General features: G+C 41.5%; 13 protein-coding genes. 10 read left to right on the top strand and 3 right to left on the bottom strand.

Annotated features, from left to right (window positions below; translation table 11 throughout):
* Window positions 1–27: 27 nt before the first annotated feature.
* Window positions 28–1206 (bottom strand): efflux RND transporter periplasmic adaptor subunit, encoded by a 1179-nt coding sequence (locus BMX56_RS29015; protein ID WP_090653226.1) that lies wholly within the window; start codon window positions 1204–1206, stop codon window positions 28–30.
* 57 nt (window positions 1207–1263) lie between these two features.
* A complete protein-coding gene (locus tag BMX56_RS29010) occupies window positions 1264–2610 on the bottom strand; it encodes a TolC family protein (RefSeq protein ID WP_090653225.1) in 1347 nt (448 codons plus the stop codon).
* Window positions 2611–2975: 365 nt separating this feature from the next.
* Here BMX56_RS29010 and BMX56_RS29005 point away from each other — a divergent pair, with 365 nt between their 5' ends.
* The 9 genes from BMX56_RS29005 to BMX56_RS28965 all read left to right on the top strand — a co-directional run bounded on the left by BMX56_RS29005 (window position 2976) and on the right by BMX56_RS28965 (window position 14691).
* Window positions 2976–4181 carry a serine palmitoyltransferase gene (locus BMX56_RS29005; RefSeq protein ID WP_090653224.1) on the top strand — a complete coding sequence of 402 codons (1206 nt, stop codon included), beginning with the start codon at window positions 2976–2978 and terminating at the stop codon, window positions 4179–4181.
* A gap of 113 nt (window positions 4182–4294) precedes the next feature.
* Window positions 4295–5413: a GNAT family N-acetyltransferase gene (locus tag BMX56_RS29000; RefSeq protein ID WP_090653223.1), complete on the top strand. Its 1119-nt coding sequence runs from the start codon at window positions 4295–4297 to the stop codon at window positions 5411–5413.
* Window positions 5410–6396 carry an NAD-dependent epimerase/dehydratase family protein gene (locus BMX56_RS28995; RefSeq protein WP_090653222.1) on the top strand — a complete coding sequence of 329 codons (987 nt, stop codon included), beginning with the start codon at window positions 5410–5412 and terminating at the stop codon, window positions 6394–6396. Before BMX56_RS29000 ends, BMX56_RS28995 begins: the two co-directional genes overlap by 4 nt.
* Before the next feature lie 191 nt (window positions 6397–6587).
* A complete protein-coding gene (locus BMX56_RS28990) occupies window positions 6588–7913 on the top strand; it encodes an inositol-3-phosphate synthase (protein ID WP_090653221.1) in 1326 nt (441 codons plus the stop codon).
* A gap of 616 nt (window positions 7914–8529) precedes the next feature.
* Window positions 8530–11088, top strand: coding sequence for a DUF5686 family protein (locus tag BMX56_RS28985; RefSeq protein WP_090653220.1), 2559 nt, complete (start codon window positions 8530–8532; stop codon window positions 11086–11088).
* A 25-nt stretch (window positions 11089–11113) separates the two neighbouring features.
* The gene (locus BMX56_RS28980) at window positions 11114–11836 is read left to right on the top strand and encodes a CDP-alcohol phosphatidyltransferase family protein (RefSeq protein ID WP_090653266.1); all 723 of its coding nucleotides are present in this window, start codon (window positions 11114–11116) and stop codon (window positions 11834–11836) included.
* A gap of 278 nt (window positions 11837–12114) precedes the next feature.
* Complete coding sequence (locus BMX56_RS28975; RefSeq protein WP_090653219.1) at window positions 12115–12741, top strand: sterol desaturase family protein; 627 nt, start codon at window positions 12115–12117, stop codon at window positions 12739–12741.
* Window position 12742: 1 nt separating this feature from the next.
* On the top strand, window positions 12743–13681 hold the full coding sequence (locus tag BMX56_RS28970; protein WP_090653218.1) for a phosphatase PAP2 family protein: 939 nt from the start codon (window positions 12743–12745) through the stop codon (window positions 13679–13681).
* A 242-nt stretch (window positions 13682–13923) separates the two neighbouring features.
* Window positions 13924–14691 carry a hypothetical protein gene (locus tag BMX56_RS28965; RefSeq protein WP_090653217.1) on the top strand — a complete coding sequence of 256 codons (768 nt, stop codon included), beginning with the start codon at window positions 13924–13926 and terminating at the stop codon, window positions 14689–14691.
* Window positions 14692–14949: 258 nt separating this feature from the next.
* Here the strand turns inward: BMX56_RS28965 and BMX56_RS29955 are convergent, their stop codons facing one another.
* Window positions 14950–15162: a hypothetical protein gene (locus BMX56_RS29955; protein ID WP_143065561.1), complete on the bottom strand. Its 213-nt coding sequence runs from the start codon at window positions 15160–15162 to the stop codon at window positions 14950–14952.
* Window positions 15163–15368: 206 nt separating this feature from the next.
* On the opposite strand from BMX56_RS29955, the gene BMX56_RS30320 reads away from it, so the two are divergent.
* Window positions 15369–15545: a hypothetical protein gene (locus BMX56_RS30320; RefSeq protein ID WP_177183957.1), complete on the top strand. Its 177-nt coding sequence runs from the start codon at window positions 15369–15371 to the stop codon at window positions 15543–15545.
* Window positions 15546–15830 lie beyond the last annotated feature (285 nt).

Genomic DNA, 15830 nt, shown 5'->3' with positions numbered 1-15830 from the left:
GCTTAAATTTTTCCTTATCTGTTCATACTATTTTTTGGGTGCTGCGCCAGCCGGCGGGCCACCTGCACCAAGTGTAATGCGGCCGCCATCGCGCAAACGCTGGAAACCGTCAGTTACTACTTTATCGCCGGCTTTAATACCGTCCATTACTACAATGCTGGTATTTACACGCGGGCCAAGCTTCACTTTTACTTGTTTGGCAATAGTATCCCGCCTGTCTTTTATGGTTTTATCGTCGGCGGTATCTTTAACTGTGGTATCCCTGGTTACAAAAACAAAAAACTCGCCCATTTGCTCGGTCACGGCTTTATTAGGTATTTGAACCCTGTTACCCGATTGGTTGTTGAGCACCTGTAAAACGCAGCTCATGCCATCTTTCAATACATCATCCTCATTAGGAAATTGAATCCTTACTTTAATGCTGCCGGTACCACTGCTTACCCCCCTGTCAATAGCTAAAACTTTGCCTGTTTTATTGTAGGTTTTACCATCGGGTAATTGTAATTTAAAAGTGGTATCGCTGCTTGATTTCTGCAGGCCATAAAAACGGTTAATATCCTGCTCGTTAATCACCACATCCACGCCAATAGGGTGCTCCGCCGATATGGTGTTCATCAGCGTAGTACCAACGGCTACCTGCGCCCCCAACCTTACCTGCGATATACCTATACGGCCCGTAAAAGGCGCCCGTATAGTAGCGTAAGAAAGATCAGTAGCTGCCGACGCAAGGCCCGCTTTAGCCACTGCTACAGCGCTCTTATTGGTTTCATAAGCGGCAACAGCCTGGTCGACAGTTTGGCGTGCAATAGCGTCGTTTTTTAACAACATATTGTAGCGGTCAACATCTTTTTGGGCTTTGGTAAGGTTGGCCTGCGCGCTCAATACATTGGCAGCCGCCTGCTGATAAGCCGCTTCATATTTGCGCTTATCAATTTCGTAAAGCACTTTGCCTTTTTCAACAACGTCGCCTTCCTTAAAAAATATACCGGTTACAAAACCCGGCACCTGGCTGCGCAGTTCAACAGTGTTAACGGATATAACCGTCCCCTGGTAACTATCATAATAGGTAGCATTACCATCTTTTGCTTCGGCAATTGAAACCGGGATTGGCGGCGGGGCGGCTGCGCCCTTTTTATCGTGTTTACCGCATGATGCCCATGCTAATAATGCCGCCGGGGCTAACCAATATATATATCTGTTCTTCATTATAGTAATTTGTTCGTTTGAGTATCTTCTTAAAAAAGCATGCTGAAAGCCATATTATTATTGTACCGGCAACGTGCCCAACGCTTTTTGCAGGTCAATTTTGCTGGCCAGCAGTTGGAACAGGGCGTTATAATAATTCAATTCGGCTGTGCGCAGGTCTGATTGTGCTACAATAACATCAAGGTATGTTTTAACGCCTTCGCGGTATTGCAGGCTTACTATTTTATATACATCCTTTGCAAGGTCGACGTTTTCGCGTACCAGTTTATAGCTGGTGTAATTGCTTTTATAACCGGCAAGGGCCTGTACATATTCGGTGTTAAGGCTGTTTTTGGTATTTGCAATATCCAGGTCGGTACGTTCAACCTGCAAACGTGCCTTGCTTAAATTTTGAAGGCGTTTGCCGCCCTGAAAAATGGGCAGGTTTAACGTTAAGCCCACATAGCCTGTAGGGTAGGCATTGCTATATAACGGACTAAAATTGTGGTTAAAGTAGGCATAATTATAACTGCCCACCGCCGATAACGAAGGCAAAAAGCCATAATGGTAATAATCAACATTTAAATTTTTTAGCACTTTACTGGCTTGCAGCAAGCGGTACTCAATCCGGTTATTTACATCAAGCACCTGGTTGGTATCAATGGCAGCCTCCTGCTCATATCGGGACGAATCATAAGCCAGGGTAATGTTACCCGGGCCGCCTACACCCATAATTTGTTTTAAATAAGCGGTTTTACTTTTGATAGATTCCTCCGTCGCTTTACGTGTAGCGATAGAATTATTAAGGGCGATGGTTGCCTGTTTAAAATCTGTTTTATCAGATACGCCTGCCTGGTAACGGTTGGTTGCATCCTTTAAGCTACGCTGCAGCCTGGTAATGTCCTCATTGGTAATATCCAGCTGCTTTTGCGATAACAGTACATCAAAAAAAGCTTTGCTTACATCCGATACTACATTTATCTGGCTGCTTAACGTGTTATCCTTATAATACTCCCGCGAATATTTTGAGGCCTTTGAAGCCAGCAGCACATCGTTATTATAAATAACCTGCGATGCGGTAACGCCTAAAGTTGACAGGTTACGGATGCTGCCTGCGTTTGATGGAATATTGGCCCCCGATGCACCCGCCTGCGGTTGTCCTTTAAAATAGTAATTATAAAGGCCCGATGAATTTACCTGGGGCAGCCATCCCGATAAGCCGATCCTGATATCGCGCTCGTTTATTTGCTCGTCAATAGCGGCCTGCCTTACAGCCGGCTGGTTGCGCAGCGCGTAGTCAACAGCTTGCTTAAGCGTAACTGGCCCGGTAATTGTATCAACACCTGTTTGTGCGAAAGCCGGTGAATGTAAAATTAATGTTAAATTGACAATCGTTAAGAGGGATAAGTACTTTAGTTTTTTCATACGGAAGAATGGGTGCCAATGATCGCCGACTTAAACTACAAATACGGCGATGTTATAGTTTTAGCCAAATTGCATAGGGGATACGCGAATATGTGGTTAATATTAGCAAAATAGCCCCAACCACAAAAATTTTACGTAAACTTTATAAAAAATGCGGTAAAAAACCAGCTTTGGCCGTTTTTACAAAAAAATGAAAATAAGGGATAGCAAATAAATAAAAAAATTAATTAATTTGCCATGTGGTTTAATGTGGCTTTGGCAGAACTTACATGTTCTGTAGCCTTATTTAAAAAAAATTACATTTACCGTATAAGTTATACACTTATTCATGGTATTTTTACGCAAAATTAAAGCAGAGTTAATACATGGTTAAAAAACTACATGGGAAGATCGCCGAGTTCCAGGTTGCAAATATGCTCCGGGAGAAGGGATTGTATCCTTATTTCAGGCCTATTGAGTCTGCTCAGGACACTGAAGTATTAATTGACAACAAAAGGGTGTTAATGTTTGGTTCTAACTCATACTTAGGCCTTACCAATCACCCAAAAATTAAAGAAGCTTCAAAAAAAGCGATTGATAAATATGGCACAGGCTGTGCCGGATCGCGTTTTTTAAATGGTACACTGGATATTCATATTGAGTTAGAAAACAGGCTTGCCGCTTTAGTTGGCAAAGAGGCCGCCGTTTTATTCAGCACAGGCTACCAGGTAAATCTTGGCGTACTATCCTGCATTACGGGCCGTAATGATTACATTATTTTAGACGAGTACGATCATGCCTGCATCATTGACGGCAGCCGCCTTTCGTTTTCAAAAGTGTTAAAATACGCCCACAACGACATGAATGACCTGCAGCGCAAACTGGCATTATTGCCCGAAGAAGCTGTAAAGGTTATTGCTGTTGATGGTATTTTCAGCATGGAAGGTGATATTGTTAAGCTACCTGAAATAGTGCAGCTTGCCGACCAATATGGTGCAAACATCATGGTTGATGATGCACATAGCCTGGGGGTTATCGGTCATAATGGAGCAGGTACTGCATCGCACTTTGGCCTTACCAAGGATGTTGACCTTATTATGGGTACCTTTAGTAAGTCATTAGCCTCGTTGGGTGGTTTCATAGCTGCCGATAAGGATACGGTTGACTTTATTAAGCACCGCGGCCGTTCGTTGATGTTTAGCGCGAGTATGACACCAGGATCAGTTGGCAGCGTAATTGCGGCCCTGGATATCATGGAATCGGAACCCGAAAGGATTCAGAAACTTTGGGATAATACCAATTACGCCATGAAACTTTTGCTTGACGAAGGTTTTGACCTTGGCCCAACCGAAAGCCCGATATTGCCTATTTATGTACGCGATAACGAGAAAACTTTCCTGGTAACCAAACAGCTGCAGGCGGCTGGCATATTTGTTAACCCGGTTGTTTCGCCCGCTGTGCCTTCAGATTCATCGTTGCTGCGCTTCTCCTTAATGGCTACCCATACATTTGAGCAAATTGAGGAAGCTGTTGAGAAACTGACTAAAATTTTTAAAGACGTAGGCGTTACTTCCGTTAAAGAAAAAATATAATCTTATAAAGTGTCCGTGTGCATATTTGGCTGCTGTTTTATTAAAGCAACCGTATACACACGGACTTTTACGTTTCATATAGCCTTAGGGCAACCAATTAGTGCAAACCACTCATGATAAAAATTGTAACAGTTAGTTCAAAAAAAGAACTGGCTTCATTTATTGATTTTCCGCATGATTTGTATGAGGGCGACCCAAACTATGTGCCAGAACTGTTTATCGCCCAGCGCGACCTGCTAACTATTCACCCTTTTCATAAGCACAACAAGGTACAGCCATTTTTAGCCTACGACGGCGATAAAATTGTAGGCCGTATTGCAGCCATCCTGAACAATGCCCACAACGAATACAATCAGAAAAACGATGGTTTTTTTGGCTTTTTTGATTGTATAGACAGCACCGAGGTTTCAAACCTGCTGTTTGATGTGGTTACCGGCTGGCTTAAAAACAAAGGTATAACCGGCCAGCTTTTAGGCCCGGTAAACTTTAGCACAAATGAGCCCTGCGGATTGTTGATTAAAGGTTTTGATAGCCCGGCGTTTTTAATGAACACCTACAATAAACCATATTACGCCAACCTTATTGAAAGCTATGGCTTTGGTAAAGATGTAGACATGATAGCCTGGCACTGGGACGGGCAGGAATATGACGATAAATCGGTAAGGTTATTAAACTCTTTAGAGGAGCGTTTAAAACGGAGCAATATCATCATTCGCAAAGTAAATTTAAAAAAATTCAAAGAGGAGGCGGCCAAGCTTCGCGAGGTATATAACTCGGCCTGGGATAGCAATACCGGTTTTGTGCCTTTAACCAACGAGGAATTTGATTACCTGGCCAAAGACCTTAAGCTGATCCTCGACCCTGATTTTGCATTGGTTGCCGAGCAAAATGGCAAAATAGTAGCCTTTGGTTTGGCCCTGCCAAACTATAACGAGATTTTTCAGAAAATAAAACGTGGCCGTTTGTTGCCAACCGGCATTTTTAAGCTGCTGTTTGGTAAAAAAAACATACAAAGCATCCGCATTTATGCGTTAGGGGTAATAGATGGTTACCGTAAAATGGGTATCGAAGCCTGTTTATATGGTACTATCATAAGAGAGTACAAAGCCAAAGGTTTTAAACATGCCGAAGCCGGCTGGACTTTAGAGCATAATGACATGGTAAACCGGGCTATAGAAGCCATCAAAGGCGATCCGTACAAAACATACAGGATGTACCAAAAAGCGATATGAGGGAAAAGGTTTTAATAACCGGGGCAAGCGGTTTTGCGGGGTTTCACATTATCGAAGAGGCGTTACACAACAATTTTGAGGTATATGCCGCCGTGCGTAAAAGCAGCAAAACAGACCACCTGAAAAATCTCGATATCAAATTTGTTAACCTTAACTACCGCGATCTTACTGCGTTAAAGCAACAGCTTGCAGATATTAAGCCCCATTATATCATCCATGCGGCCGGTGTTACAGCAGCCAAATCACAGGCGGCTTATAACTATATTAATGCCACCCATACTTTCAACCTTGCTTCTGCCGCTGTACAGGCAGGCATCAACCTTAAAAAGTTTGTACTCATCAGCAGCCTGGCAGCGCTTGGCCCACTTAAAACATTATCCGGCACTATCAGCGAAACTATCAAGCCAAACCCGGTTACTGCTTACGGCCGCAGCAAACTACTGGCCGAAGAACAGTTAAGGACGGTTGAAAATTTAAACTATACTATATTGCGCCCAACGGCTATTTATGGCCCAAGGGATACCGGGATATTTATATTTTTTAAGCAGCTTACCCGCGGCCTTGAGCCATACATGGGCAAGGCCGACCAAAAGTTAACCTTTATATATGTAAAGGATGTAGCCAAAGCTTCCATAAAATCGCTATACGACGGAAATAATACCGATTATAACCTTAGCGATGGCAACTATTACAGTAAATATGAGTTAGCTAATTTAGCCAAGGAAGCTTTGAGCTTAAAAACCTTTAAATTTCATTTACCTGTAATATTTGTAAAAATAATAGCCCTGGTATCAGAAAAAGTTAGTTCTTTGAGCAACAAAGCCGCCATCATTAACATGGAGAAGCTAAACGAACTCATGGCCGTAAACTGGTCGGTTGATATCGAGAAAGCCAAATCGCACCTTGGATTTTATCCAACGTATAATTTGCAAACCGGGTTAATAGAAACACTAAAGTGGTACAGGGCCAACGACTGGTTATAACCGCCAGGCAAACTAAACATTAATACATGGAGCATTAAAATTGAAATAAAACAAAATCAAAGCAATTTACTTAAACGTTTAAGTAAATTAATAATCAGGCACTTACTAATAAATAAAACAACAGATGATAACAACGGAGCAATTAAATAAACAGCCGTTTTATCCCAACAATTAAACAATAAATAAGTATAATGAAAATCAAAATTTCTCCTGCCGAAGGTAAACTGGGTATCCTTATCCCTGGTTTGGGCGCAGTAGCCACCACGTTGATTGCCGGCGTTGAAGCTGTAAAAAAAGGCATTTCGCAACCAATTGGCTCCCTTACACAAATGGGGCACATCCGTTTAGGTAAACGTACCGAAAACCGTAACCCTAAAATTAATGAGTTTGTGCCGCTTGCCCAGTTAAACGATATCGTTTTTGGCGGATGGGATGTGTACGAAGATAACGTTTACCAGGCTGCATCAAATGCAAAAGTATTGGAATCGTCGTTATTGGATGCTGTAAAACCGGCACTGGAAGCCATTGTGCCGATGAAGGCCGCTTTCGATCAAAATTACGCTAAAAACCTTACAGGTACCCACGTTAAAACCGGCACACGTTATGAGCTGGCACAACAGGTAATGGAGGATATTAAAAACTTTAAAGAGCAAAACGGTTTAGACCGTGTTGTATTGGTATGGTGCGGATCGACAGAGATTTATTACGAAGCGTCGGCCATCCACCAGTCGCTTGCAGCTTTTGAACAAGCCTTAAAAGATGACGACAAACTGATAGCACCAAGCATGATATATGCTTACGCGGCTTTAAAATTAGGCGTACCTTTCTCAAACGGCGCCCCTAACCTAACCGTTGATATCCCCGCTTTAATTGAGCTATCAAAATTAACCAAAACCCCTATTGCAGGCAAAGATTTTAAAACCGGCCAAACTTTAATGAAAACAGTTTTGGCACCGGGCCTTGCTGCACGTTCGTTAGGTGTACACGGTTGGTTTTCAACCAATATATTAGGTAACCGCGATGGTTTGGTATTAGATGATCCGGACAACTTTAAAACTAAAGAAGTATCAAAATTAGGCGTACTGGAAGATATTTTTAAACCCGAAGATAACCAGGAACTGTATGGTAATATTTACCACAAAATCCGTATCAATTATTACCCCCCTCATGGCGATAACAAAGAAAGCTGGGACAACATTGATATTTTTGGCTGGCTGGGCTATAAAATGCAAATCAAAATTAACTTCCTTTGCCGCGACTCCATCCTTGCCGCCCCTATCGCGCTCGACCTTGCTTTATTTAGCGACATGGCCAAGCGTGCCGGTATGAGTGGTATCCAGGAGTGGTTATCGTTTTATCTTAAATCGCCGCAAACCGCTGCCGGTTTACATCCCGAGAATGATATATTTAAACAATTGATAAAGTTAGAGAACACACTTCGTTATTTAATGGGCGAAGATTTGATAACCCACCTTGGTTTAGATTATTATGACGATATGTTTGCCGCAGAAGCATAATAAATTGTAATAAAATGCAAATCAGCCGTATAAAGTCCGATCTTTATGCGGCTGATTTGTTTATAAGCCATCCTTAAACCTAAGTTTATTAACTGTTACGCTGCTGATATCAATTAAGCTGTTAATAAATGTTAAATACCTGTATAGGTGTATAGCAGGCCTGCAATTTTTAGTACCCTTGTAACGAATATTTTTTTAAAAATCTGTAATTATACAGGTTACGTTTGTACAAATACTGATAAGTATGCCCTGATATATATTATTATCGTTATTTAGCTATTAGTATAATTTCAGGGTAATTTATTTCAATGATTACCGTTGTTGTAATTGCCACGGGTAATATTTGACTTTTTGACCACATTAGTCTGTAGGGATTTTTTTTACCTTTGGAGCGCAGTTACAAGCGTGATATAGGAGTTATAAAAGGTGCATTAAACCCATTTAAAATAGGTTTATCGCCTAAACAGGCCGAAAGTGGATAAGGGCGTATGATTGATCGGCACGATAATTTAAACTGATATTTAATAATATCGGTAACCAAAAGGTTAGCTATAGCGGGGCGGGATTATATTATCAATCAAAAAAAGGTTTGTATTTGCATAATTGCATAAAGTACATGAAGTTTAAAAAAATTTACAAAAGTCTATTCTTTTCAATATTCTTTTTTTCTGTCACCTCAATATTTGCCCAAACCACCATTATTACAGGTAGGGTTACTGATGCGGGCAATAAACAAACCCTTCCTTATGTAGTAGTTAGCTTTACCGGAACCACAACCGGGGTTACTACAGATAATAATGGAAATTACCGCCTGTCAACAACCAATCAAACTTACAAGCAAATAAAAATATCTTTTTTAGGATACAAGGATGCGTTTTTGGCCGTGGTGCCTGGTAAAGAACAGGTTATTAATGTAAAGCTTTTCCCTGCGGCGCAACAGCTGGCCCAGGTTACTATTAAAGCCGGTAAAAAGCCTAAATACCGTAATAAGGATAATCCGGCGGTTGAGCTGATTCGTAAGGTTATTGAAAATAAAGAAAAAAACCGCCCCGAAGCCTATGATTATGTAGAGTACCGGGAATATGATAAAATGATGTTTGGCGCCGCCAACGTTTCGGCCCAGTTCTCCGACCGCAAATTTTTCAGGAAGTATAAATTTATATTAGATAACCGCGACAGCACGTCTATCCCGGGCAAATCGATATTACCTATTTTCCTTAATGAAAAGCTTGTACAAAACTATTACCGTAAAAATCCCGAGAAAAACAGGGAAATTGTAATAGGCGAAAAAAATGTGAATTTCGGCCCGGCTGTGGATAATGCAGGCCTTGCACAGTATTTTAAGCACCTTTATACCAAGGTTAATATATATGATAATAATGTTTTACTGATAACCAGCCAGTTTTTAAGCCCGATATCAGATAACTCGCCCAACTATTACAAGTTTTTTATTACCGATACCATTACCGATAGTAAAGGTCAAAAACTGGTACAATTAAGCTTTACCCCCCGCAATACCAACGATGTTTTATTTGAGGGCAGCATTTATATAACGCTGGATGGCAATTATGCGGTTCAAAAAGCATCGCTACTGGTAAACAAGCATATCAATATCAACTTCATCAGGTCTATCCAGGTTGACCTGGATTTTGAGCAAAATCCCGACAACAGGTACCATTTGAGCAAAAGCGTTACAACAGCCGATTTTGGTGCATCAAAAAAGGATGCAAAAAGCAGCCTGTTTGGCATGCGTACCATTACTTATGGTAACTACGTAGTAAACAAGCCAAGGCCTGATACTGCGTATACCAAACAATCGGAAGAGTCATCAGACGAAGCCCGCAACCGCAGCGATGCATTCTGGCAAAAAAATCGCCTGGATACGTTAACTACGGCCGAATCAAAAGTTTATAAAAACATTGATAGTTTAAAAGATATGCCATCGTTTAAACGTACGGTGGATATTGCAACCATATTACTTGCGGGCTATAAAGGCTTTGATAAGTTTGAGATTGGCCCTGCCAACACTTTTTACAGCTTTAACCCGGTTGAAGGTTTTAAATTAAGGTTTGGCGGCCGTACAACCCCTAACCTGAGCAGGCGCTATTATTTTGAAACCTATGCCGCTTATGGCTTTAAGGACGAACGATGGAAGTACTTCCTGAGCGCCACCTATTCGCTTAATAATAAATCGATCTATAAATTCCCGCAAAATTATATAAGAGCGAGTTTTCAGCGCGATACAAAAATACCGGGGGCTAATCTTCAGTTTGTTCAGGAGGATAACTTCCTGCTATCATTTAAGCGTGGTGTAAATGACAAATACCTGTACAACGATAATTATAGAATTGATTATGTACATGAGTTTGATAGTCATTTTTCATACAGCGCCGGTTTTAACAACTGGAAACAGGAACCGGCCGGCTCATTATACTTCAGGCCGGGAAATGACCTTACCCACCCTGTTCATGATTTAACTACAACCGAATTAACCGCGGGATTAAGGTATGCACCCAACGAAGAATTTTACCAGGGTAAAATTTACCGTACCCCACTCCCTAACAAATATCCTATTTACCAGGTACAATTTACCGCCGGCTTAAAAAACATTTTTGGCGGCGAATATAACTACCAAAAGATTGATGCACGTATTGATAAACGTGTTTACGAATCGCAGTTGGGTTATGCCGATGTGGCCGTTTATGGTGGTAAAGTGTTTGGTACTGTTCCATATCCGCTATTATCAATTCCGCGTGCCAATCAAACTTATGCTTATGATATTGATTCATATAACCTGATGAACTTTTTGGAGTTTGTATATGACCATTATGAAGGTATAAGGATCGATCAGCATTTTATGGGTTTCTTTTTTAACAAGGTGCCACTATTTAAAAAGTTAAAATGGCGCGAAACAGCTTCCTTTAAGGTGCTATGGGGTGGTTTGAGCGATGGTAATAATCCTTCGATACACCCATCATTGTACCAGCTGCCTGTTGATGCCAATGGAGTGCCGCTAACTTATTCATTAGGACGAACTCCTTATGTTGAGGGAAGCGTTGGTATCGAAAACATATTTAAGCTAATTCGTGTTGATTTTGTGGAAAGGTTTAACTACCTTAATCATCCGAACGTAGCAAATTGGGGTATACGCACCAGAATTAAATTTGATTTTTAATTTTGTACATCAAACTATTACAAAAATGGAACAAAAAATATCGCTTAGAACAAACCTGCAATTAGGGATTTACCGGGTGATTGATCCCGTTGTAAAAATTCTGATCAAGATTGGGTTAACACCAAACGCGGTTACATCAATCGGGTTTGTGCTTAACGTGGGTGTTGCGGCCATTTTTATTTTAGGTGCCGAAGAAGGCAACCGCGGCGATTTACGCTATGTTGGCTGGGCAGGGGGCTTAATCCTGTTTGCGGGCCTGTTTGATATGCTTGATGGCCAGGTAGCCCGCTTAGGTAACATGAAATCGACCTTTGGCGCGCTGTACGACTCGGTTCTTGACCGTTACAGCGAATTGATCATGTTTCTTGGTATTTGCTATTACCTGGTAGGGCACCACTATTTTATAAGTTCGATAGCTGCGTTTATAGCCCTCATAGGCTCCATGATGGTAAGCTATGTAAGAGCCCGTGCCGAAGGTTTAGGTGTTGAAGTTAAAGGTGGTTTAATGCAACGGCCGGAGCGTGTGGTTACCATAGGTGTTTGCGCCTTAATAAGCGGTATAGTTGCTCAATATATTGGCGGCAATTATAAGTTGTTTGTACCGGGTGTTAAATTTCACGTATTTGAACCGATATCGATATTTACCTTCCCATTGGTATTGCTGGCTGTGCTAACCAATATTACCGCGTTTAACCGGTTAAGGGAAGCAAAAAAAGCCTTGATAAAACAAGAGGAAGAGGGATCGTAAGTATTATAGAAGCTGAAAGCAGAATGCTCAAAGCTTAAAGCCAACATGTTTCTATATAAATCGCAGCTTCTTAGTCCTAAGTTTGATTAGGCATTGTCATAGAAAATTTAACTTATGGCTACCGGCTGAAGACTTTGAGTTAACAACTTGAGACCCCGGCCAAAATATCGTACCTTCGTGCAAAGGCTGTATTACTGCAGCTGACAATAAATTATATCAAACAAAACATCAAAATAACAGGCGAAGAAATCGTTAAAAAATTTTAAACCTGATATATTATGGCAAAAAAGAATTATGTATCTAACTCGCAGGAGTCTGTGAGGATGTTTAAAAGCAACTTTTTAGAGGGTTTATCAAAGGTGCATTATACCGTACCCTTGTATATTTTTGTACCGGTTATCATTTACTCAACCTACCTGGCCTTTAACGCGGGTATTGGTTTTATAAAATATACCGAACTGTTTATCCTGGGCTTGTTCGTCTGGACAATTACCGAGTACATTATGCACCGCTTTGTTTTTCACCTTAAACCCAACGAAAACTGGGAATGGGCAAAAAGGCTGCATTTTATTATGCATGGTGTACATCATGATTATCCGAGTGATGCCAAACGTTTGGTATTGCCGCCATCATTGAGCATTCCGCTGGCCACCGGTTTTTATTTTTTGTTTAAATGGATATTGCCCGCCGATAATGTTTTTGGCTTTTTCCCGGGCTTTATATTAGGTTACCTGTTTTATGATATATCGCACTATGCTATGCATCATTTTAACTTTAAAAGCGGCCTGTTTAAAAAAATAAAACAACACCACATGCTGCACCACTACCAGGATCCCGACAGGGGTTACGGGGTTAGTTCGCCGCTGTGGGATAAAATATTCCGTTCCGGATTCTTAAAAAAATAAGGTGAATACTGCCGCGCATCACGGTGTAACAATTAATACCAAATCGGTACTTATTGTTACGCTTATTTCAATAGGGTATTTAGTACTCTCCTACTTTTTAATCGGTTACAAAAGCGATGAGTTAACGCTTGTACTGATATTTAACTCTCTTTTTTACGCATCGGCCGTTACCCGCAAATTTATCCTTGGCTTCAGCATCTTCGTTGTATACTGGATCATATTTGACTATATGAAGGCCTTCCCCAACTATAATTTCAATACCGTACACATAGCCGATATTTATAATTTCGAAAAACGCCTGTTCGGCATCCATTACAAAGGCAACCTGCTTACACCAAATGAATACTGGCGTGCAAACGGCAATACAGTTATTGATGTTATGGCCGGTATTTTTTACCTGTGCTGGATACCTGTACCGCTTGCCTTTGCAACCTTTTTGTTTTTTAAAAACAAAAAGCAGTTCCTTAAATTTTCGCTCACCTTTGTACTGGTTAATTTAATAGGCTTTGTAGTTTATTACGCCTTCCCTGCAGCCCCGCCCTGGTATGTGCAATATCATGGCCTGCAATTTCATCCCTTAACCCAGGGCAACACCGCCGGGCTGGCCAAGTTTGATGCATTTTTTCATGCCGGTGTTTTCAAGTCTATTTATGCCAAAGGCTCAAATGTATTTGCAGCTATGCCATCATTACATTCATCGTACCCTGTTATTGTTTTATACTATGGCATTAAAAACCGCCTGGGCAAAGCAAATTTGTTTTTTGCTGTAGTAATGCTGGGCATATGGTTTACCGCCGTATATGCCAGCCACCACTATGTGCTTGATGTACTGGCAGGTATAACCTGCGCCGCTATCGGCATCTTTCTTTTCAATTTTTTGCTGGCGCGATCAAAGGCGCTACAGCACTTCATCACCCGTTACGAACAGACTATTGTTTAGTACATAATTACTTATACCGGGCGTAAATGCTGTCCTGTTTTGTGTACCAAATGAAATGTGCAAAAAAAACGGGGCGCTGTTTAAAAAAAAACTTGCCCGCGTTTAATACAAAAAGTGCCATTACTGCGCAGCAATTAATATTTCACAGTTATTTTATTTGGGTAGCAGGCAGTTAGGGCTAATCAGGCACATTATTTGACTAAGTAATATTAAAATATATTGCTATATTCGGTAACCCCTATATGAAAAAATTGCTTACCTGCCTCATCTTTACGTTCTTAGCCGTATCCAAATCATCAGCCTACGCTGGTGACCTGGATAGCCTTAAGCAAAAATTACAGCTCACAAGCGATTCATTAAAGGGCCCTATCTATATAGCTATTGCCCAAGAGTACATGCACTATGACACGGTTAGCAACAGAAATTTAAGACATTATTACAAAAACGAAGCGTTAAATTATTCGATGCTTGCTTTGCATGTGTATTCAGGCATGAACGATTCTTTGGGTATGCGTACCTGCTACAATACCCTTTCAAAAATATACCGGTCTCAGCATATTTATAGCCAGGCTAAATGGTTTATACTGCAATCAAACACTATATCCCGTTTAAAACATGATGTTCCCAACATCATTGCATCGCTAATTGAGCTATCGGCCATAAAAAGCGACATCAAGGATTATACCCTTGCCATGGGCGATTTAAACGAAGCCTTAAAAATTGCGGTAAAAAATAAAGATCCCAGGAATGAATCGGCAGTACAGGTGGGTTATGCCGATTTATACCGGCACATGAAGAATTACGACAAAGCAGCCGTTGCCATAAAACGACATGAATTTTTAGACGACAGCATCCAAAAAGCTGAGGAAGCCAAACTGGCAATGGTCAACAAAAAAGATTCTGTTCAAATCAAAAAACAAGACTCCATCATCGTCAAAAAAAAAGTATATACCTCCAGCTTCAAACGCGGCTCCAAACTCGCCTCGGCAAGGCATATAGTCTCGTTATAACGCTTATTATTGCGCTTGCAATAATGGCAATAGCCGTAATAGTTTATTACCTGCTACGTAAAAAGCGAAGCCGCTGGCGTATAAGGCCCCGGAAACCCAGGCAGCAATAATGCCATTTACCAAACGCCATGCCGAATACTTTAACAGCTTAGTAAACTAAGTACCCTAAATGCTAAATCAATTTAGTTTAAGTTTTATTTAACAAAGTACCTTCATCCTGTCTTTGTAGTCACGATATTTTATATCAGTGCAGGCGGGTTACAACACCCGCCTGCGTACAACAACCCTGCGTGCCACAACCGGCACAGCGGGCCGCACTACTACAACCGGCCTCGCCGGCACAACTACAACCCGCGGCCTGGCCGCAACTACTACCCTGCGAGCAGGCGTACGTACTACTACCCTGGTTTGCGCTTCGGCTGTCAAGGCCACCCCGGCGCTGATGGCTATAAATAAAATGATCTTTTTCATTGTGCTTTAAATTTCTTAATGTAAAGTTGCCATGAAAACAGATACCCGCACACCTAAATAACGGCGAGCCTGAAAAACAAGAGGGCGAAACAGCGGAGGCGGGGATTGATTTGTGACGCGTGGTTCGGTTCTATATCTTCAAATGCCCCGTCGCTACAGGGTACTTATCCCTCCGCAATTCTGTTAACAGGAATTACCAATATAACATGATGGATTTTCCTACTCAGCCCCCGCCAAAAACAGCCCACACCCAAACCCCGGTACCCGGAAGGTGCATATTGGCAGCATCAAGGGTAACCGATAGTGGCCTGATGATGGCAGATAAGGAGCTGATGAGGTGCCGGCAGGGATACCCTATTCCCCTGTGCTATTCTGAAGATTGATGGATTATAACATGGTTATGCCTGCGAACAGAGGCGTTGATCAGCCTGTAAAGTTCATGTTTTTGGATTGCCCGAACACTTAACCTACTGTCTATAAACCATATAAGCGTTCGCCCCCGAACACCCGAACGGTACGGTATCCAACCGAACACCAATGAACCAGTGAACCCATGAACGAGTGAACTAAAGGAACGCAAAAAAGCCCTTGACTGTTTCCAGCAAGGGCTTGATTTAAGATTTGGCACCGACCTACTCTCCCACGTTTTACCGCAGTACCATCGGCTC

Origin of the sequence: Mucilaginibacter sp. OK283, assembly GCF_900110415.1 — a bacterium.
Classification (GTDB): Bacteria; Bacteroidota; Bacteroidia; order Sphingobacteriales; family Sphingobacteriaceae; genus Mucilaginibacter.
Note: the sequence above shows the minus strand (reverse complement) of the source record. Positions and strands in the feature narration are given on the sequence as shown.